Source organism: Micromonospora sp. NPDC050795, assembly GCF_044456785.1.
GTDB lineage: Bacteria > Actinomycetota > Actinomycetes > Mycobacteriales > Micromonosporaceae > Micromonospora.
Genome location: NZ_JBITGE010000007.1, coordinates 43,008 through 61,533 on the forward strand (window position 1 = coordinate 43,008; position 18,526 = coordinate 61,533).

Below are 18,526 nucleotides of genomic sequence, written 5' to 3' on the forward strand. Positions count from 1 at the left end.
GAGCGACGCAGCCATCCCGGGCTGGCCGATACTCCGAGGCGGCATCGCGTCTGCGCAGGTAGCGTCTCCGCCGTGGTCGACTTGGAAGCCGCGATCGGGTTCGTCGTGGCGCACGGGGATGCGGTGGAACGCGCCCGCCTCTCCTGGCTCCGCAACGGCACCGCCGTGCCCGCCGAGTTGCTGGAGACGGCCGAGGTCGGCCAGTCACCGGACGGCGGTTGGCCGGCCACCTGGGGCGGCGAGGTCGCCTCGATCGACGCCACCTGCTTCCGGCTCGTCGAGCTGGACGACCTGGGTGCCCTCGGCCGTCCCGCCGCCCGCCGCGCACTGGACTGGCTGGCGTCCCGGCAGCAGGCCGACGGCGGTTGGGAAGAGGACGCGTCGCTGGCCGACTCGGCACCCGAGTGGGCCCGTCCCGGCGACCCTGAGGCCGGGTTCCTCGTGTCGGCGAACGCCGGTTTCTGGCTCACCGTCGCCGGCCTGGACGCCCGGGCGTCGGGTCCGCTCGACCATCGGGTCGGTGGGGCGTACGCCGGGGTGGTGCAGGCGGCGGCCCACTCGCTCGCCGCGCGGCTTCGCCCGGACGGTAGCTGGCCGTCGTACCTCGCGGCTGGCTGGCTGAGCGCGGCCGTGCTGCACCGGCAGGAGATGTTTCAGGAGTCCGCCCGGATCCAGGTGGCGCTCGCCGAGCGGATGCCGAAGATGTCCCCCGGGGACGTGGCGTGGCTGGCGGCCACGTTGCGCCGCGCCGGCATCGACTCACAGGACTGGATCATGGTGCGGGCGCTGCGTCGGCTGGCCGAGACCCAGCGCAGCGACGGCGGCTGGGAGAGCGACGACGGCCACCAGTTCGACGTGCACGCCACGCTGGCCGCGATCCGGGCGGCCCGCCCCGCACCACCCAGCTGAACCGCCCAGCCCCGGCCCCGCGCGCGCCCCGGCCCCGCCCGCGCCCCGGCCCCGCCCCGGCCCCGCCCGCGCCCCGGCCCCGCCCCGGCCCCGCCCGCGCCCCGGCCCCGCCCCGGCCCCGCCCCGACCTCGGCGATCTTGCAGTTTCTGTCGCGGAAATGCGGATAAACGTCCCTTATGCCGGGACAGGAACTGCAAGATCGCCGCGGGCAGGCGGGCAGGCGGGCAGGCGGGCAGGCGGGAGCGGGCGGGGAGCGAGGGGTTAGCGCACGTGACCGTCGCCGGTTACGACGTACTTGGTGCTGGTCAGCTCGGGCAGGCCCATCGGGCCGCGAGCGTGCAGCTTCTGGGTGGAGATGCCGATCTCCGCGCCGAAGCCGAACTCGCCGCCGTCGGTGAACCGGGTCGACGCGTTCACCATCACCGCCGCGGCGTCCACCCGCGCGACGAAGTCACGGGCCGCGCTCGCCGAGTCGGTGACGATCGCCTCGGTGTGGCCGGTGCCGAAGCGGCGGATGTGCGCGACCGCCGCGTCCAGCGAGTCCACCACCGCCACCGAGATGTCGGCGGACAGGTATTCGGTGGCGTAGTCCTCGTCGGTCGCCGGGACCACTGCGGCGGAGTGGGCGGCCACCTCGGGTGAGCCGTGCACTGTCACCCCCGCCTCGGCGAACGCGGCCAGCACCAGCGGCAGGAATGCGTCGGCGATGCCCGCGTGCACCAGCAGCGACTCAGCGGTGTTGCAGGTGGACAGGCGTTGTGTCTTGGCGTTCATCGTCACCGCGACGGCCTTCGCCAGGTCGGCGGCGGCGTCGACGTAGACATGGCAGTTGCCCACCCCGGTCTCGATCACCGGCACTGTCGACTCCTCGACCACTGTGCGGATCAGCGACGTGCCACCACGCGGAATGAGCACGTCGACGAGACCCCGGGCGCGCATCAGTTCCTTGACCGAGTCACGGGAGCTGGCGTCGAGCAACTGCACCGCGTCGGCGGGCAGACCGGCCCCGGCGACCGCGTCACGCAGCACCGCGACCAGCGCGGCGTTCGAGTGCGCGGCCGACGACGACCCGCGCAGCAGCGCCGCGTTGCCGGACTTGAGGCAGATCCCGGCGGCGTCCACCGTCACGTTGGGCCGCGCCTCGTAGATGATGCCGACCACCCCGAACGGCACCCGGATCTGGCGCAGCTCCAAGCCGTTGGGCAGGGTGGACCCGCGGACCACCTCGCCGACCGGGTCGGGCAACGCGGCCATCTCACGCAGCGCGTCGGCGATCCCGGCGACCCGACCCGCGTCGAGCGCCAGCCGGTCCAGCACGGCCGCGCTCAGTCCGGCCTCGCGGCCGGCCGCCAGGTCCGTCTCGTTCGCGCTCAGGATCTCCGGGGTACGCGCCACGAGCGCGTCGGCCATCGCCACCAGCGCGGCGTCCTTGACGGTACGGGTGGCGGTGGCCAGGTCGGCGGCGGCGTCCCGCGCCCGCTTCGCCTGCTCGACGACGCTCATCGACTACTCCTCAGCTGGGCAGTTGGCTTACAGCAGCACCAGGTCGTCGCGGTGGACGACCTCTCGTTCGTACGCCGGGCCGAGCGCCGCGGCGAGTTCGGACGTGGAACGGCCGAGCAGCCCGGGTAGCTCCACCGCGTCGTAGTTGACCAGCCCTCGGGCGACCGACGCGCCGGCGGTGTCCACCAGGTCCACGGGGTCGCCGGCGGTGAACGTGCCGTCCACGGCGGTGATGCCGGCCGGGAGCAGCGACTTGCGCCGCCCGACGACGGCGGCGACGGCGCCCGGGTCGAGGTGCAGCCGGCCCCGGGGTGAGGTGGCGTGGGCCAGCCAGAACAACCGGGCCGTCGGACGTCGCCGCTGCGGGTGGAAGAGCGTGCCGACCGGTTCGCCGGCCAGCGCCGGCGTGGCCAGGTCGGCGGCGGTGAGCACCACCGGGATGCCGAAACCGGTGGCGATCCGCGCGGCCTCGACCTTGGTCACCATGCCACCGGTGCCGACGCCGGACCGGCCGGTCCCGCCGATGGTGATGCCGGCGAGATCCGTGTCGTCGCGCACCTCGGCGATCCGGGTCGAGCGCGGGTTGGTGGGGTCACCGGTCCAGAGCGCGTCCACGTCGGAGAGGAGCACCAGCAGGTCGGCGTGCACCAGCGCGGCCACCAGGGCGGCCAGCCGGTCGTTGTCGCCGAAGCGGATCTCCTGGGTGGCCACCGTGTCGTTCTCGTTGACGATCGGCACCGCCCGCAGGTCGAGCAGCTTGCGCAGCGTCCGGTACGCGTTGCGGTAGTGCGCTCGCCGCGTCACGTCGTCGACGGTGAGCAGCACCTGCCCGACGGTGCGGCCGTGCCGGGCGAAGCTGGCCGCGTACCGGCCGATGAGCAGCCCCTGCCCGACGCTGGCGGCGGCCTGCTGGGTGGCCAGGTCGCGCGGACGTCGGGACAGCCCGAGCGGGGCGAGCCCGGCGGCGATGGCGCCGGAGGAGACCAGCACCACCTCGCGCCCCTCGGCGGTGAGTCGACCGAGGGTGTCGACCAGCGTGTCGACGCGCTCGTCGGCCAGCCCGCCGGTGGCGGTGGTCAACGAGGAGGATCCGATCTTGACGACGACCCGCCGGGCCGTCGTGACTGCGTCGCGCACCCGACCATTCTGCGTGGTTACCGCCGCACCGCCCGGCGGCGTTCCCATATGGTGGCGGATTGTGACTCCAGACGAGTACGTCGAGGCGGTTCTCGACCTGGTCGAGCGGATCCCGGAGGGCCGGGTCATGTCGTACGGCGGGGTGGCCGACGCCCTGTCCGAGCGCTCGGGCCGCGCCTCGGCCCGGTTGGTCGGCACCATCATGGCCCGGCACGGGGGCTCGGTGCCCTGGCATCGGGTGGTGACCGCGAGTGGTCGACTGCCGCCGGGACACGAGCGGGAGGCGCGGTCCCGACTGCGGGCCGAGGGGGTGCCGCTGCGCGGCGAGGGTGTGGACATCGCGGCGGCGGGCTGGTCGCCCGATGAGGGGATGTGACCGTCGCCCTAACGTGAGTAATGTTCGGCCCCATGAAAACGCCGCCGGGCCCCGGCTCGCTGCCTCGACGGGTGCACGCCGGCTACGCGCTCGGCTCCCTGGCGACCGGAGCGTTCGGCACCGTGCCCGGTCTGCTGCTGCTGCCGTACCTGACCGACACGCTGGGCGTGGCCGCAGGGCTGGCCGCGCTGCTGGTGCTGCTGCCCAAGGCCTGGGACGTGCTGGTCAACCCGGTCGCCGGGCGGATCTCCGACCGCACCCGGTCGCGGTGGGGCGCCCGCCGGCCGTACCTGCTCGTCGCCGGCCTCGCGCTCGCCGTCCTGTTCGCATCGATCTTCGCCGCGCCGTTCGGTAACGGCTCGGGCGCCGCGGCGTACGTGGCGTTCGCCTTCCTCGCCACCGCCACCGCGTTCGCCTTCTTCCAGGTGCCGTACGTGGCGATGCCGGCGGAGCTGACCGGCGACTACGCCGAGCGAACCCGGTTGATGACCTGGCGGATCGCGGTGCTGGCGCTGGCCATCCTCGTCTCCGGCGCGGTCGCGCCGCTGGTGGTCAGCGCCGGTGGTGACGGCGTGGCCGGGCACCGCTGGATGGGCCTGTTCGTGGCGGTGCTGATCGCCCTCGGCGCCCTCGGCGCGTTCCTGGGGACCCGGTCCGCGCCGACCGGCACCGTGGGCGAGAGCGAGCCGACGCTGCGCGCCCAGCTCGCCGTGGCCGGCGCCAACCGTCCGTTCCGGGCACTGCTGATCTGCTTCGTGGTGCAGTCCGCCGGGGTGGCGACGATCCTGGCCGGGGTCAACTACTTCGCGGGGCAGATCCTGCGCGACGAGGAGAGCGGGCCGACCCTGCTCTTCGTCTGCTTCGTCGGGCCGGCGCTGCTGGTGATGCCGGTCTGGAGCCGGATCGGTGCCCGGCTGGGCAAGCGCACCGCCCTGGTGGTCGCCTCGCTGATCCTTGCCGTCGGGGCCTTCGCCCTGGTCGCCGCGCCGGTGCTGCCGGCGGTCGCCGTCTATCTCCTGGTCGCGCTGATCGGCGTCGGGTACGCCGGTCAGCAGGTCTTCGCATTGGCGATGTTGCCGGACTGCATCGCGCACGAGACGGCGCGCACCGGCCGACGGCAGGCGGGGGTCTTCACCGGGCTGTGGACCGCCGGGGAGACCTTCGGGCTGGCGCTCGGCCCGGGTATTTACGGACTGGTGCTCCAGCTCTCCGGCTACGTGTCCTCCGACACCGGCTCGGCGGCGGCCCAGTCCGACACGGCGAGGCTGGGCGTCCTCCTCGGCTTCACGCTGATCCCGGCCCTGCTGATCGCCCCGCCAATCATCCTGCTCCGCCAGTACACCCTCACCGCCCACAGCGACCTGGTCGATCATGAAGTTGTGCCGGGGGACGAAAGCGTTGACCGCCACGAGAAGGGCACCGTTACCCCATGATCGACGAGAGCAGGGTTGAGGCCGGAGCACTTTCCGCCACCGGGGTTCCGGCGGAAGAGGTTCTGGAAGAGGTGCGCAAGCTGCGGGCGGGTGACGCGCCCACCCACGGGGGACGGCTGTTCGCGTACGTCTACGACCCGGCCGTCCCGGGGCTGGACGAGCTGGCCGCCGCCGCCCACCGGGAGAGCGCGCACGTCAACGGGTTGGACCCGACCGCGTTCCCGTCCCTGCTGGCCATGGAGAACGCGCTTGTCGGCGCCGCCGGCCGGGTGCTGGGCGCCGGCCCCGGGACGACCGCCCCGGACGTCGTGGGCAGCGTCACCAGCGGCGGCACCGAGTCACTGATCCTCGCCGTCAAGACCGCCCGGGACGCCCACCCGGAGATCTCCGAACCCCGGATCGTGGTGCCGTCGAGCGCGCACGCGGCATTCGCCAAGGCGACGCACTACCTGCGGGTGGCGCTGGACGTCGTGCCCGTCTCCCCGGCGACGCTGCGTCCCGACCCGGCCGCGATGGCCGCCGCGATCCGCCCGGAGACGGTGCTGGTCGCCTGCTCCGCGCCGTCGTACGCGCACGGGGTGGTGGACCCGGTGACGCAGATCGCGGCCGCCGCGGCCGAGGCCGGGGTGCGCTGCCACGTGGACGCCTGCTTCGGCGGCTGGACCCTGCCGTACCTGCGTCGGCTCGGGGAGCCGGTGCCGCCGTTCGACTTCGCGGTGCCCGGGGTCACCTCCATCTCGGTCGACCTGCACAAGTACGCGTACGCGCCGAAGGGGGTGTCGGTGCTGCTGCACCGCGACGCCACGTTGCGCGCCCCGCAGTACTTCGCGTACGCCGACTGGCCCGGCTACACCATGATCAACCCGGTGATCGCGTCCACCCGCTCGGGCGGCCCGATCGCCGCCGCGTACGCCACGTTGCGGCACCTCGGCGACGAGGGTTACCTGCGGCTGACCGCCCTCACCCGGGACGCGGTGGCCGGGCTGGCCGACGCGGTCCGCGCCGTCGACGGGCTGCGGCTGATGGCCGAGCCGGAGTCGACGGTCGTCTGCTTCACCGCCACCGACGGTGGTCCCGACCTGTTCGTCCTGGTCGACGAGCTGACCGCGCGGGGCTGGCACACCCAATCCCAGCTGTCGTACGACGGCCTGCCCGCCAGCGTGCACCTCACGGTGACCGCCGCTGTCGCGCCCCGGGTCGCCGAGTTCGGGCCGGACCTGACCGCCTCGGTGGCGGCAGCCAGGGCCGCCGGCCCGGTGCGGCTGCCCGCCGAGCTGGCGGCACTGGTCGGCGCGCTGACCCCCGAGGCGCTGACCCCGGACCTGATCGTCGGCCTGGCCGCCGGGCTGGGGCTGGGTGGCGAGGAGGGGTCGGACGCGGGACCGCTGCCGGAGCGGATGGCACTGGTGAACACACTGCTCGACGCCGCGCCATCGGCGCTGCGCGAGCGGTTGCTGATGGAATTCGTCAGTTTGCTGCAACGCCCCAGTTGGACGCCGAGCTGACCGTGCGGCAGCGGGCCCGGCCTCCGGTGCCGGCCGGGCCCGTTGCCGCAGGTCGATGTCAGACCTCGCCCGGCTCCTCGATGCTCTCGTCGAGCAGTCCCGCCAGCGCTGTCCGGCCGCGGTGCAGCCAGGACTTGATGGTGCCCTCGGCCACCCCCTCCTGACTCGCTATCTCGTTGACCGGCAGGTCGGCGAGGTAGCGCAGGATGACGGCCCGCCGGTGGTGGGCGGGCAGTTGGGCCAGCGCGGCGTCGATCGCCACCCGATCGGGCGTCGGCCCGGCCATCGTGGCCTCGGCTCGCCGTTGCCGGAGCAGGTGGTTGCGCGCGGTTTGAAGCCGCCGCCAACGGCTCCGGGCGAGGTTCAGGGCTACCTGCCGGACCCAGGCGACCGGGTCGTCGTACCGGGCCAGCCGGTCCCACCGGGTCAGGGCCCGGCAGAACGCCTCCTGCGCGAAATCCTGGGCCTGTGCGAGGTCGCCCACGTAGGCAACGAGTTGGCTGGTCACGTTGCGAAAGTGCGCGTGGTAGAAGTCGTCGAAGCTCACTGTCGTGCTGCGCTCTCCGGCCATCGCGGCAACTGCCGTCGGTGGCTCGTTGGCACGGGTCCCCGTCATCACTGTCACTGCCCTCCCCGTTCGCCGTCGGGCCCGTACCCGAGGCGGTCGTACCACTCGCCCAGCGGGGATCGGTTCCGCGGCCCCCGTTGTCGGCGGTCCTGCTCGGCGCGCCGTACCCCCCTAGAAGCCCGGAACGGGCCTCGGGGTTGCCGCCGACGCTGTGGATCGACTGTCGTGTGGAGGACTGAGTGGCGAGGTGGGGTCGGACGCGGGGCCAGCGCCCGGGTGGTGAGCGGAGCGCCGGCCACGTCGTACGCCCCCGTGGCGTACGACGCGGCCGGCGACCGTCAGCCGTAGGTCACCGTCATCTGAACCAGGTTGTCGGCTCTGTTGACGTCCGGCAGGACGTCACGTTCGCTGTCCATCGGCTGGACGTCCACGTCCGCCTTGTTCGTGCTCAACGTGATCCCTTGGAGCACCCGGAAGTCCAGGTCCAGCCGCATCTCCGCCCCGGCGGCCAGCTCACCCAGGCGGCAGGTGATCGGTTCGACGCTGTCGTGGACGCCCGCGCACGTGCCCCACCCGTCGACGTCCGCGCGCACCACAGCGGGCACGCCCAACCGCAGCACCACGTGAGCGACCGGGCCCGTGCCCCGGTTACGGATCCGCACCGTGGCCGTACCCGTCCGGGAGCCGTCGTCGGCAGTTCTCAGCACGAGGTCACCGGTGGTGACGGCGACGTCCGCCAGGTTCGGGTTCGGACCGAAGCTCGTCGGCCCGGAGACCTGGCTGAAGGCGTCACCCTTCCAGCGGTAGCCCCGCCACTGCCGTTGTGACCACCTGGCGTTCCAGCCACCCCCGGGAGCGATGTCACCGACCTGAACGCGAACCGTGCCGTCGCCCACGACATCCAGCGCGAACAGCCACTCCGGCTTGTCGATGGTGGTCGCGACCACCCGCCCGACAGTCGTCGCCTTCCCTTTCTCGTCGCGGTCGAAGGCGACCACCTGCATCGGCCCGCGGGTGCCGAGCACGCACTGCACGAGAGCCACGGTCTCCACCGCGCCGTCTCCGTCGATGTCGCCGTGGTCGAGCGCCAAAAGCCAGTTCGCGCCCTCCCGGGCGTCGGCGGTGAGCCGCGTCTGCGACGTCGGGCAGCCTCGTCCGGCCCGCCATGCCGGCAGGGTCACCGGCACCCCGAGCAACTGGGCCCGGCTGAACCGGCCGTCCGGCACCCCGACGGTCGGGCCGGCGCTGGTCCCGGCAGGGCTGGGGGTCGGACTCGTCGGCGTCGGCGCAGGCGTCGGTGACGCCGAGATGCTCGGCGTCGGGTCGACCGGACCGGGCCGATGGTCCGGGCCGCTCAAGGCCGCGTATCCGACGGCCGACCCGCCGAACAGGGCGAGCGCCGTCGTGGCGGTGGCAGCCAGCCGACGTCGGCCGCGGCCTCGTACGGTCCGTCGAACGGCGGCGGGCCCCGGCGCCTCGACCTCCGCCAGCGCGGTACGGCGGTAACGGGCGAACTCTTCGGCAAGGTCAAGAATCTCCTGCTCAGACATCCCGCACCTCCTCATTGGTGTCGCGTAGGTGAGTGGCGAGCGCGGTTCGGCCCCGGTGCAGCCAGGACTTGACGGTCCCTTCGGCGACCTGTTCCTGGGCGGCGATCTCCGCGACCGTCAGGTCGGCGAGATAGTGCAGTACGACGGCCCGCCGCTGTTTCGGCGGCAACTTCGCCAACGCGATGTCGACGGCGACCCGGTCGGGGCTCGGCTCCGCGACGTGTGTCTCCCGCTGCCGCAGCAGCCACTGCTGGGCGGTCCGCAGCCGCCGCCAGCGGTTGTGTCCGAGATTCCACGCGACCCGACGGACCCAGGCCAGCGGGTCCTGGTATCCGGCGAGCCGGTCCCAGCGGGCGTACGCCCGACAGAACGCCTCCTGGACCAGGTCCTGTGCCTGCCCGCGGTCACCGGTGTACGCGGTCAGCTGCACCACGAGACTGCGGTAGTGGGCGTGGTAGAAGTCGTCGAAGACCAGCTCTGCCGGCGCGGAGGTCGCGGCTCCCGGTGGGTCCGGTGGGCGCCCACCCACCGGCACATCTCGTGTCACAAGCACTTGTCCTCCCCGTGGCGACTGCCGGCATCGTGTTCGCCAGCACCGGTCACACAAGCGAGCGCACCGGTAGGTTGCGCGTCGATCGCTGCCGATCCTTGTCGGCTCGGGGACAATTGGTGGGCCGCTCGGGCCGATCACCGCCGGACCGCGCGGACGCCGGCTGTGATTCACTGTCGGTGAGGAGAGGGGGCGGTCGTGCAGCTGCCGGCAGTGCTCGGCGAGCCGATCCGGTTCGTGCTGAACTGGGGGCGCCGCTACTCGCTCTGGGTGTTCAACTTCGGTCTGGCCTGCTGTGCCATCGAGTTCATTGCCACCAGCATGGGTCGGCACGACTTCATCCGACTCGGCGTGATCCCGTTCGCCCACGGCCCCCGCCAGGCCGACCTGATGGTGGTCTCCGGCACGGTGACCGACAAGATGGCCCCGGCGATCAAGCGCCTGTACGACCAGATGCCCGAGCCGAAGTACGTCATCTCGTTCGGCGCCTGCTCCAACTGCGGCGGCCCCTACTGGGATTCGTACTCGGTGACCAAGGGCGTCGACCAGCTCATCCCGGTCGACGTGTACGTGCCCGGCTGCCCGCCCCGCCCGGAGGCGCTGCTGCACGGCATCCTGCGCCTGCAGGAGAAGATCGCCGCCGAGCAGTCCGGCATCGGAGGTGTGCCGCAACGGGACGTGCTGGCCGCGCCGCTGGACGCCCCGCCCCGCGAGGCCGCCGCACCCCGCTCGGTCTACTCGCTCACCGCCCCGCCGGTACGCCCACCAGCCGCGACCTGAGGGCGGCCGGCCGCCATCCGGAGCTCGTCCGGGTAGCGACTGACCGCCCTACAGTCAGGTCAGCTGGTCGGCAATGCCAGGGTGAACGTGACGGTGTTGTCGCTGGGGTCGACGTCGGAAACTGTCTCGTTCCAGTAGTGCGTCGCCAACTCCACGGTGATGGGGGTCGCCTCGTCCGCCGGGTCGGTCGGCCGGCTGATGAACAGCGCCACGTCGCGCTCCTCACCCTGCATCAGCAGCCCGCCCGGCACGAATGCCTGCGGGCCGTACACCGGGCCGTCGAAGGGCTCGGTAAAGAGGATCATCGACCCGGCGGGCAGCTGCGTGGCAGTCAGCGAGTTGGCGAGCTGCCGGGCGTCACCCGAGTACCGGACCCGGAGCGGCACCCGGCGGGTGTTCTCGGGGCCGTCGGTCACCGGACCGGCCAGCTCGACGGACGCGTTAGCCTGGGCGTCCTGCACATACGTCTGCGGGCGGGCCAGCTTCCCGTCGAGGGAGCGGAACTGTGCGCTGAACGGCACGGTGCCCAGGGACCCGGTCTCGTACGAGTAGGCGGTGACCAGGCCTCCCGCCGCGATCATCGGGTAGCTGCGAGGGGTGGTCAGCACCTGGAACTCCACGGTCGCCCGGCGAGACTCGCCCGGGGCCAGATCGTTGCCACGCGGCAGGGCGCAGGTGCGGACCAACAGCCCTTCCTCCACGCCGTCCGATTCGCAGCGTGACTCCACGCCCCCGGAGAAGGAGCCAGCCACGGCCTCGCGGATCTGGAAATAGATGCCCTGCGTGCTGTCACTGTTGTTGGTGATGGTCACCCGAAGGCTGCCCCGGTAGCCGCGTTCGGTCGGCTCTAGCACCAGCCGGCTCAGCGAGAACGTGGGGGCGTCGGCCGAAGCCGACGGTGCGGCCGAGGCTGGTCCGGCCCCGCCGATCGTCGCCGTCAGGCCGAGTAGTGCGGCGGTGAGTAGGGTCTTCGTTTTGCGGAGCATCTGTATCTGGTCCTCCATGGTCGATGCCCGGCGAGGGACCTGTCGCCGGTCGTGGCGATGCCTCGATCGACGACCGTAACCATGGTGTCCGGGCCCCCGCGCCGTGACCCGGACAGCATGATCGATGGATGGCTTTGTTCGCCACCCCGTTGTGGACCCGCCGGACTAGCCTGCGCACTATGAGCAGCTCAGGGGACCAGCGCTCCGTCCACATCGTCGACGTGCTCACCGAGGAGTTCGGCGCGTCGATGGCGATCGACCCGGCCGCCTTCCGCCGCAAGTTCCGAAAGATGGCGGCGTCGCCGTTCGCCTTCTACCGGGGCAGCGCAGCGCTTTTCTACGCCGACCAGGTCGGCGACTTCGCCGACGACCGGTTCTCCGACGAGCAGACCAGCCGGGTGTGGATCCACGGTGACCTGCACGCGGAGAACTTCGGCACCTACATGAACGCCTCCGGGCAGCTCGTGTTCAACGTCAACGACTTCGACGAGGCGTACGTCGGGCCGTTCACCTGGGACCTGCGCCGGCTCGCGGCCAGCGTGGCGCTGCTCGGCTACGGCAAGGCACTCTCCGACACGGCGATCGGGGAACTGGTGGCCGGGTTCGCCCGGTCGTACCTGACCGAGCTGCGGGCCATCGCCGCCGGCGGTGACGACGCGATCGGTTCGATCACCCTGGACAACGCCGACGGGGTGCTACGCCGGGTGCTCCAACGGGCCCGGCTGAACACCCGCGTGGACCTGCTGGCCGCGCAGACCACCATCGACAACTACGAGCGACGGTTCTCCATCGGCGACGGCGTCTTCGAGATCGACGACGCCACCCGCGACCTGGTCAGCGCCGCCTTCCAGGACTACCTGGGCACCCTGCCAACCGCCTCGACGCAGCTGCGCCCGGTGGCGGCGCGGATCAAGGACGTGGTGCTGCGCAAGGGGGTGGGCATCGGCTCGGCCGGGCTGCCGTCGTACAACCTGCTGCTGGAGGGGCACACCCAGGCGCTGGAGAACGACGTCGTCATCTACATGAAGCAGGCGCAGGTGCCGGCCGTGGCGCGGTACGTCACCGACGAGTCGGTCCGTGGCTACTTCCAGCACCAGGGCCACCGGACCGCCGAGTCGCAGCGGGCGTTGCAGGCGCACGCCGACCCGTGGCTGGGCTTCACCGAGCTGAACGGGGCCGGTCAGCTGGTCGCCGAGGTCTCCCCGTACGCCGCCGACCTGGACTGGTCGGACGTGAACGAACCGGAGGAACTGACCGGCGTACTCGTCGACCTCGGTCGGGCGGTGGCCCGGATGCACTCCGTCGCCGACGACGAATCCAGCCACGACCTGGTGGACTACTCCACCGAGGAGGCGATCGTCGCGGCGGTGGACGCCGACGAGCAGGGATTCGTTGCCCACCTGGTGGACTTCGCGCACGCGTACGGGGTGCGCGCCCGCCAGGACCACCAGCTCTTCGTCGACCTGTTCCGCAACGGTCGACTGCCGGGCATCTGATCGGGCGCGGCGTCGCTCAGGACGCGAACTCCAGCACCACCTTGATGTCGTCCGGCCCGGGGGTGTACGCGTCGGCGTACCGGTTCACCGGCACCCGCCGCGTGATCAGCGACTCGAGCCAGACCTGGTCGGCGCGGGCGAGCGCCTGCGCGGCCATGGTCCAGTGTCGCCGGTTGGCGTTCACCGAGCCGAACACCACGTTGTTCTCCAGCACCAGCGCCCGGTTCAGGGCCCCGGCGTCGAAGTCGATGCTCCGGCCACCGCTGGACACCCCGGCCAGGCAGACGATCCCGGTGGGGGCGGCCTTGCACATGACGTCGAGGACCACTGTGGGAGCGCCGGTGCACTCGATCACCACGTCCGGCTCGAAGGGCAGGTCGTTGACCGGCACCGTGTGGTAGGTGGCGCCCAGCCCGGCGACCAGCTCCGGCTTCGGGCCCTCGGTGTTGCGGTCCAGCACGTGGACGGTGAGCCCACGCTGGGTGCCGAGCAACGCGGCCAGCAGACCGATCGGCCCGGCCCCGGTCACCAGGACGGTCTGCGGCTGCCACTCGGCCCGGTGCCCGATCCGCTCGATGTGGTCCCAGGCCTTCGCCACCACACTCGTCGGCTCCAACAGCACCCCCACCTGGGCCAGCGTCGGGTCGAGCGCGACAGCGAACCGCGGTTCCACCCGCCAGCGGTCCCGGGCGAACCCGGCCAGTGCCTTGATGCCGTGTTCGGTGTACTGACCGTTACGGCACATGTCCCACTCGCCGACCGCGCAGTTCGGGCAGGGCACCGGGTCGGGATACCTGACGATTCCGGCCACCAGGTCACCGGGTTGCAGGGTGCCGCTGGAATCCTCGATCACCCGGCCCAGTGACTCGTGCCCGATGACCAGGCGCTCGGCACCCGGCGGTGCCTCGCCGTACTCCCCGGCGATGATCTCGTGGTCGGTGCCGCAGATCCCCACCGCCAGCGCCTCGACCAGGACAGAGCCCTCCTCGGCAGCCGGCTCCGGCTGATCGTCGACGAGGCTCAGTGAGTTGGCGACCCCAGGTTTTACCGTCACAGCGCGCACGTCCTCATCTTTCCCCGCCCAGGCGTGCGCCGCGCCCAAAGCCGGCAGATCGTCGGGCATCGGCGGCGGCCAGGTGCGGCCTCGGCCGGCACTAGGATCAGCGGCATGACTCCCGAAGAGGTCGGCGCTCGACTGGTCGCGCTGCTCGCGCCGGCTGAGGCGACCCCGTCGGTCTCCGGCGGGCAACGTTTCGCCCGGGCCACCGTCGACGTGCCACCCACGAGTTGGCTCACAGCGGTTTCGGCCGCCCGCGACGACGCCGAGCTGGCCTGTGACTTCTTCGACTGGCTCTCCGCCGTCGACGAGTTGGCCGAGGGCTTCGACGTGGTGGCGCACCTCTGGTCGACGCGACTGCGGCACGGCGTGCTGCTGCGTACCCGGCTGCCTCGCGGCGCGCCCATTGTCGCCTCGGTGGTCGACGTCTACCCCGGTGCCGCCTGGCACGAGCGGGAGACGCACGAGATGTTCGGCATCGACTTCGCCGGGCATGAGTCGCTGCTGCCGCTGCTGCTGCCGCCGGAGTTCGAGGGTCACCCGCTGCGCAAGGAGTTCGTGCTGGCCTCCCGGGTGGCGAAGCCCTGGCCGGGCGCGAAGGAGCCGGGCGAGTCCGAGGCCGGCGGCGGACGTCGACCGATCCGCCCGCCGGGCGTTCCCGCTCCGGGCGAGTGGGGGCCCACGCCCACCCCGGCCGGCGCCGGAGGAGTGGGGGAGGGCCCGCGTGGCGGCACCCCCGCCAGACCGGCCCGTGAGCGTCCGGCGCGGCCCGCCCCGGGGGCCCGCCCGGCGCGTACCCCCCGCCCGGTCGGTGCCACCGACGGCCCGACCCTTGCCGACCAGCCCGCGCCCGACGCAGGCCCGGCCGCACCTGACCAACCTGGCGCCGGCCCGACTGCCGCGCCCGGCGCGGCCACACGCGAAAAGCCTGTGTCCGGCGGGCCGGCTGCCGAGCCCGTTCCCGGCGTTGACGAGGCCGGCCACGCGGCGTCCGGCGCGGCCACACCCGACAAGCCCGGCGAGGGCTCAGCCGCGTCGGGTGGCGAGCCGGTCGAGGACCCGCCGGGCCGCGATGGCCGGAGCGACCACGACGGGGGTACGGCCTGATGCCGCTCTGGTTGGAGTTGGTGCTCCGGATCGGCGGCGTGGTGGTCGCTTTCCTCACCCTGCCGTTGCTTGTCGGCCAGGCCGAGCACAAAGTGATGGCGCACATGCAGGGTCGGCTCGGCCCGATGTACGCGGGCGGCTTCCACGGCTGGGCGCAGCTCGTGGCCGACGGGGTCAAGTTCGTGCAGAAGGAGGACATCACCCCGCGCGAGGCGGACCGGGCGGTGTTCCGGTTGGCGCCGGCGGTGGCCCTGGTGCCCTACCTGTTGGTGTTGCTCGTCATTCCGCTCGGTCCGAACGACCTGGTCGGGCAACCGTTGGACATCGGCCTCTTCTTCGTGCTGGCCGTGGTCGGCGTCGGGGTGGTGGCGGTGCTGATGTCGGCGTGGGCGTCGGCCAACAAGTACAGCCTGCTGGGCGGGTTGCGCGGGGCGGCCCAGCTGCTCGGTTACGAGCTACCGCTGGTGCTGGCCGCCGCGTCGGTGGCGATGGCGGCCGGCACGCTCAGCCTGTCGGGCATCGTCGAGGCGTGGCAGCCGTGGTGGCTGCTCTGGCAGGCACCCGCGATGATCATATTTTTCGTCGCCGGGCTGGCCGAGATCCGTCGACCACCGTTCGACATGCCGGTTGCCGACTCCGAGCTGGTCTTCGGCTACATGACCGAGTACACCGGGCTGCGGTTCGCGTTCTTCCTGCTCGCCGAGTACGTCGGCATCGTGGTGATCGCCGCGCTGACCACTGTGCTGTTCCTGGGTGGTTGGCAGGGCCCGTTCGCCGACGACCAGTTGGGCTGGCTCTGGACGCTGCTCAAGATCTTCGCGGTCTCCTTCGTGATTATCTGGCTCCGGGTTTCCTACCCCCGGCTACGCGAAGACCAACTCCAACGCCTCTGCTGGCTGGTCCTGGTCCCGGCCTCGTTGGCGCAACTGGTCCTGACCGCAGCCGTCCGCATAGCGCTGTAACCACGCCCTGCCCTGTCGCCCGGGTCCGCCCTGCCCTCCCGCCCCGCCCGGCCCTGCCCCGCCCGGCCCTGCCCTGCCCCGCCCGGCCCTGCCCTGCCCCGCTCGCCCCGCCGCCCCTGCTGCGTCGATCATGGAGTTGTGGTGGGTGACAAAGCTCCCGGACAGCAATAATCCAGGCACCACAACTCCATGATCGACGGGGCGAGAGGTCACCGACCCGCGATCTTGCACTTACTGTGCCGACAGAAGGGGCAAATTGCTCGAACCGGCAACCGAAACCGCAAGATCGGCGGCGCGGGCGGGGCGAGCGCGTGGCGCGCACGGGCACGGGGCGGGGGCGCGGGGGGTGCGGGGGTTGCTTGTTTAGGGCAGCGGGGTGTGGGCGGGGTCTACGGGCTCGACCGGGGGTGGGGGTGGGGTGCCGTCGCCGAAGGGGCGGCCACCCAGCGCTTCCCGATCGTGTGGGGTGAGCCAGTTGGACAGGTCCGGGCCGAGCGGCACGATCCCGGTCGGGTTGATGTCGCGGTGCACCTCGTAGTAGTGCCGCTTGATGTGGTCGAAGTCGATGGTGTCGCCGAAACCGGGAGTCTGGAACAGGTCCCGGGCGTACGCCCACAGCACCGGCATCTCGCTCAGCTTCTGCCGGTTGCACTTGAAGTGGCCGTGGTAGACCGGGTCGAAGCGGACCAGCGTGGTGAACAGCCGCACGTCGGCCTCGGTGATGGTGTCGCCGACCAGGTAGCGCTGGTCGGTCAACCGCTCGGTGAGCCAGTCAAGCCGGTCGAAGAGCCGGTGGTACGCCTTGTCGTACGCCTCCTGGCTGCCCGCGAACCCGCACCGGTAGACGCCGTTGTTGACGTCCCGGAACACCACGTCGTTGACCTCGTCGATCTGTTCCCGCAGGTGCTCGGGGTAGAGCTGCGGTGCGCCCTCGCGGTGGTACGCCCCCCACTGCGTGGACAGGTCCAGGCTCATCTGCGCGTAGTCGTTGGTCACCACCTGCCCGGTCGGCACGTCGACGATGGCCGGCACGGTGATGCCACGCTCGTAGCCGGGGAAGCGCTTGAAGTACGCCTCCTGGATGCGCTCGATGCCGAGTACCGGGTCCCGGCCGTCGGGGTCGAGGTCGAAGGTCCAGCTCCGGGCGTCGTGGGTCGGGCCGGCCACCGCCATCGAGATGGCGTCCTCCAGACCGAGCAACCGCCGCACGATGATCAGGCGGTTGGCCCACGGGCAGGCCCGGCTGACCGCCAGCCGGTACCGGCCCGGCTCGACCGGGTATCCGTCGCGCCCGTCCTCGGTGATCCGGGTGGCGATGTACCGCTGGTCGCGGGTGAACTCGCCGCCCGGCTCGACGTACTTGCCGCCTTTTTCCTCGCCCACGTCGCCCTCGCCCTCCCGGTCTGTTCTGTTGTTTCTACCCAATCCTCGCGGATCTACGGCGCACAGTGGTCCCGGATACCCTGCCGGCATGACGGATGTGGAGGCGGCGGCCCGGCGGTTCATCGCCGATGTGTGGAATGCCCGCCAGGAGGAGTCGGCGTACGAGCTGGTCGCCGAGGAGTGCCCGGGGCTGGGCGGCACCGGGCCGGAGGCGACGTTGGCCTGGCACCGCGAGCGTCGGGCGGCCTTCCCGGACCTCCGCTACAAGATCGTCGACGTGGTCGCGGCCGGCGAGCGGGTGGCGGTGCACTGGCGGGCCGCGGGCACCCACGCCGGGCAGTTCGGGCCGGTGCCGCCGACCGGGCAGGTGGTCAGCTACTCGGGGGCGACGTTCCTGCGCTTCGACACCGCGGGCCGGATCGTCGAGGTGTGGAGCTGCAACGAGTTGTTCCAGTTGTTGCAACAACTCGGCGTCGAGATGCTCCCACCGGCCGTGGTCAGCGGACCCGGGGCGTGATCCGGCTGTTCCGCAGGTGACCGCGCTCCTCGGGTGAGCCCTGAGGTCGTCGACCTGTGGGTGGTGGTCGCGCGCGCAGTGGCCACAGGGCAGGATGGTCGACATGAGCGACCCCAGCGAGCGCGGTGACACCAGCGAGCGCGGCCTCCCCGGCGCGGGCCTGGTGAAGGGGCTGGCGGTCACCCTCAAGACGATGACCAGCCGGTCGACCACTCAGCAGTACCCCGATGTGGCCCCCGAGCTGCCGCCCCGTTCGCGTGGGGTGATCGCGCTGTCGGAGGAGAACTGCACGGTCTGCATGCTCTGCGCCCGGGAGTGTCCGGACTGGTGCATCTACATCGACTCGCACAAGGAGGAGGTGGTGGTGCCCGGCGCCGCCCGCCCCCGCCAGCGCAATGTGCTCGACAAGTTCGACATCGACTTCTCGCTCTGCATGTACTGCGGCATCTGCATCGAGGTCTGCCCGTTCGACGCGCTCTACTGGTCACCGGAGTTCGAGTACGCCGAGTACGACATCAAGGACCTGCTGCACGACAAGGACCACCTCGGTCAGTGGATGGCCACCGTTCCGCCGCCGCCCGCGCACGACCCGAACGGCGAGCCGGCCAAGGAGGAGACCTCCGCCGCGCGCAAGGCGGCCGCCGCACGTCCCGCTCCACCGGCGGTACGCCCCGACGCCGACCAGGACCCGGCGTCGTGAGCGCCC

17 protein-coding genes and 1 pseudogene are annotated in these 18,526 nt (G+C 72.0%); 10 read left to right on the forward strand and 8 right to left on the reverse strand.

What is annotated here, in order from left to right; all coding sequences use genetic code 11:
* The first annotated feature begins 21 nt into the window (after nt 1–21).
* Complete coding sequence (locus ACIBEF_RS08240; protein ID WP_396792461.1) at nt 22–909, forward strand: prenyltransferase/squalene oxidase repeat-containing protein; 888 nt, start codon at nt 22–24, stop codon at nt 907–909.
* Between the two features lie 262 nt (nt 910–1,171).
* Here the strand turns inward: ACIBEF_RS08240 and ACIBEF_RS08245 are convergent, their stop codons facing one another.
* Together ACIBEF_RS08245 and proB are read right to left on the reverse strand one after the other, a co-directional pair.
* Entirely contained in the window at nt 1,172–2,413 is a 1,242-nt protein-coding gene (locus tag ACIBEF_RS08245) for a glutamate-5-semialdehyde dehydrogenase (RefSeq protein WP_396792298.1), read from the reverse strand.
* 27 nt (nt 2,414–2,440) lie between these two features.
* Nucleotides 2,441–3,598, reverse strand: a complete 1,158-nt coding sequence (gene proB, locus ACIBEF_RS08250; protein ID WP_387352268.1) for a glutamate 5-kinase — start codon at nt 3,596–3,598, stop codon at nt 2,441–2,443.
* A gap of 13 nt (nt 3,599–3,611) precedes the next feature.
* Here proB and ACIBEF_RS08255 point away from each other — a divergent pair, with 13 nt between their 5' ends.
* Genes ACIBEF_RS08255 through ACIBEF_RS08265 form a run of 3 tightly spaced genes read left to right on the forward strand, consistent with a single transcriptional unit; the run spans nt 3,612 to nt 6,864 of the window.
* Entirely contained in the window at nt 3,612–3,926 is a 315-nt protein-coding gene (locus ACIBEF_RS08255) for an MGMT family protein (RefSeq protein WP_396792299.1), read from the forward strand.
* 32 nt (nt 3,927–3,958) lie between these two features.
* Complete coding sequence (locus ACIBEF_RS08260) at nt 3,959–5,359, forward strand: MFS transporter (RefSeq protein ID WP_396792301.1); 1,401 nt, start codon at nt 3,959–3,961, stop codon at nt 5,357–5,359.
* Nucleotides 5,356–6,864, forward strand: a complete 1,509-nt coding sequence (locus ACIBEF_RS08265) for a pyridoxal phosphate-dependent decarboxylase family protein (protein ID WP_396792303.1) — start codon at nt 5,356–5,358, stop codon at nt 6,862–6,864. Before ACIBEF_RS08260 ends, ACIBEF_RS08265 begins: the two co-directional genes overlap by 4 nt.
* Before the next feature lie 58 nt (nt 6,865–6,922).
* Here ACIBEF_RS08265 and ACIBEF_RS08270 read toward each other — a convergent pair whose 3' ends face one another.
* From ACIBEF_RS08270 to ACIBEF_RS08280, 3 genes are all read right to left on the reverse strand, one after another.
* Nucleotides 6,923–7,480, reverse strand: coding sequence for an RNA polymerase sigma factor (locus ACIBEF_RS08270; RefSeq protein ID WP_396792305.1), 558 nt, complete (start codon nt 7,478–7,480; stop codon nt 6,923–6,925).
* Between the two features lie 290 nt (nt 7,481–7,770).
* The gene (locus ACIBEF_RS08275; RefSeq protein WP_396792306.1) at nt 7,771–8,982 is read right to left on the reverse strand and encodes a hypothetical protein; all 1,212 of its coding nucleotides are present in this window, start codon (nt 8,980–8,982) and stop codon (nt 7,771–7,773) included.
* Nucleotides 8,975–9,535: an RNA polymerase sigma factor gene (locus ACIBEF_RS08280; RefSeq protein WP_396792308.1), complete on the reverse strand. Its 561-nt coding sequence runs from the start codon at nt 9,533–9,535 to the stop codon at nt 8,975–8,977. The genes ACIBEF_RS08275 and ACIBEF_RS08280 overlap by 8 nt, the downstream gene beginning before the upstream one ends.
* A 195-nt stretch (nt 9,536–9,730) precedes the next feature.
* Here ACIBEF_RS08280 and ACIBEF_RS08285 point away from each other — a divergent pair, with 195 nt between their 5' ends.
* Nucleotides 9,731–10,312, forward strand: a complete 582-nt coding sequence (locus ACIBEF_RS08285; RefSeq protein ID WP_396792310.1) for an NADH-quinone oxidoreductase subunit B — start codon at nt 9,731–9,733, stop codon at nt 10,310–10,312.
* Nucleotides 10,313–10,371: 59 nt separating this feature from the next.
* Here the strand turns inward: ACIBEF_RS08285 and ACIBEF_RS08290 are convergent, their stop codons facing one another.
* Complete coding sequence (locus ACIBEF_RS08290; protein ID WP_396792311.1) at nt 10,372–11,298, reverse strand: hypothetical protein; 927 nt, start codon at nt 11,296–11,298, stop codon at nt 10,372–10,374.
* Nucleotides 11,299–11,477: 179 nt separating this feature from the next.
* Here ACIBEF_RS08290 and ACIBEF_RS08295 point away from each other — a divergent pair, with 179 nt between their 5' ends.
* Nucleotides 11,478–12,794 (forward strand): DUF2252 domain-containing protein, encoded by a 1,317-nt coding sequence (locus ACIBEF_RS08295; protein WP_396792312.1) that lies wholly within the window; start codon nt 11,478–11,480, stop codon nt 12,792–12,794.
* 16 nt (nt 12,795–12,810) lie between these two features.
* Here ACIBEF_RS08295 and ACIBEF_RS08300 read toward each other — a convergent pair whose 3' ends face one another.
* Complete coding sequence (locus ACIBEF_RS08300) at nt 12,811–13,857, reverse strand: glucose 1-dehydrogenase (RefSeq protein WP_396792313.1); 1,047 nt, start codon at nt 13,855–13,857, stop codon at nt 12,811–12,813.
* Between the two features lie 105 nt (nt 13,858–13,962).
* On the opposite strand from ACIBEF_RS08300, the pseudogene ACIBEF_RS08305 reads away from it, so the two are divergent.
* Together ACIBEF_RS08305 and ACIBEF_RS08310 are read left to right on the forward strand one after the other, a co-directional pair.
* Nucleotides 13,963–14,559 (forward strand): annotated as a pseudogene (locus tag ACIBEF_RS08305) (NADH-quinone oxidoreductase subunit C); the annotation flags it as partial.
* A gap of 398 nt (nt 14,560–14,957) precedes the next feature.
* Nucleotides 14,958–15,920 carry an NADH-quinone oxidoreductase subunit H gene (locus ACIBEF_RS08310; RefSeq protein ID WP_396792315.1) on the forward strand — a complete coding sequence of 321 codons (963 nt, stop codon included), beginning with the start codon at nt 14,958–14,960 and terminating at the stop codon, nt 15,918–15,920.
* 363 nt (nt 15,921–16,283) lie between these two features.
* On the opposite strand, the gene ACIBEF_RS08315 is transcribed toward ACIBEF_RS08310, so the two are convergent.
* Nucleotides 16,284–17,303: a glutathione S-transferase family protein gene (locus ACIBEF_RS08315; protein WP_396792317.1), complete on the reverse strand. Its 1,020-nt coding sequence runs from the start codon at nt 17,301–17,303 to the stop codon at nt 16,284–16,286.
* Between the two features lie 88 nt (nt 17,304–17,391).
* Between ACIBEF_RS08315 and ACIBEF_RS08320 the strand changes: the two genes are divergently transcribed.
* Both ACIBEF_RS08320 and ACIBEF_RS08325 read left to right on the forward strand, forming a co-directional pair.
* Complete coding sequence (locus ACIBEF_RS08320; RefSeq protein WP_328652088.1) at nt 17,392–17,820, forward strand: ester cyclase; 429 nt, start codon at nt 17,392–17,394, stop codon at nt 17,818–17,820.
* Nucleotides 17,821–17,923: 103 nt separating this feature from the next.
* Nucleotides 17,924–18,520 carry a NuoI/complex I 23 kDa subunit family protein gene (locus ACIBEF_RS08325; RefSeq protein ID WP_396792319.1) on the forward strand — a complete coding sequence of 199 codons (597 nt, stop codon included), beginning with the start codon at nt 17,924–17,926 and terminating at the stop codon, nt 18,518–18,520.
* Nucleotides 18,521–18,526 lie beyond the last annotated feature (6 nt).

What these genes read in the sequence shown, in the direction of transcription:
- ACIBEF_RS08245 (WP_396792298.1), bottom strand. Translation starts at nt 2,413, where the DNA reads ATGAGCGTCGTCGAGCAGGCGAAGCGGGCGCGGGACGCCGCCGCCGAC.
- proB (WP_387352268.1), bottom strand. Translation starts at nt 3,598, where the DNA reads ATGGGAACGCCGCCGGGCGGTGCGGCGGTAACCACGCAGAATGGTCGG.
- ACIBEF_RS08260 (WP_396792301.1), top strand. Translation starts at nt 3,959, where the DNA reads ATGAAAACGCCGCCGGGCCCCGGCTCGCTGCCTCGACGGGTGCACGCC.
- ACIBEF_RS08265 (WP_396792303.1), top strand. Translation starts at nt 5,356, where the DNA reads ATGATCGACGAGAGCAGGGTTGAGGCCGGAGCACTTTCCGCCACCGGG.
- ACIBEF_RS08270 (WP_396792305.1), bottom strand. Translation starts at nt 7,480, where the DNA reads ATGACGGGGACCCGTGCCAACGAGCCACCGACGGCAGTTGCCGCGATG.
- ACIBEF_RS08275 (WP_396792306.1), bottom strand. Translation starts at nt 8,982, where the DNA reads ATGTCTGAGCAGGAGATTCTTGACCTTGCCGAAGAGTTCGCCCGTTAC.
- ACIBEF_RS08290 (WP_396792311.1), bottom strand. Translation starts at nt 11,298, where the DNA reads ATGCTCCGCAAAACGAAGACCCTACTCACCGCCGCACTACTCGGCCTG.
- ACIBEF_RS08295 (WP_396792312.1), top strand. Translation starts at nt 11,478, where the DNA reads ATGAGCAGCTCAGGGGACCAGCGCTCCGTCCACATCGTCGACGTGCTC.
- ACIBEF_RS08310 (WP_396792315.1), top strand. Translation starts at nt 14,958, where the DNA reads ATGCCGCTCTGGTTGGAGTTGGTGCTCCGGATCGGCGGCGTGGTGGTC.
- ACIBEF_RS08320 (WP_328652088.1), top strand. Translation starts at nt 17,392, where the DNA reads ATGACGGATGTGGAGGCGGCGGCCCGGCGGTTCATCGCCGATGTGTGG.
- ACIBEF_RS08325 (WP_396792319.1), top strand. Translation starts at nt 17,924, where the DNA reads ATGAGCGACCCCAGCGAGCGCGGTGACACCAGCGAGCGCGGCCTCCCC.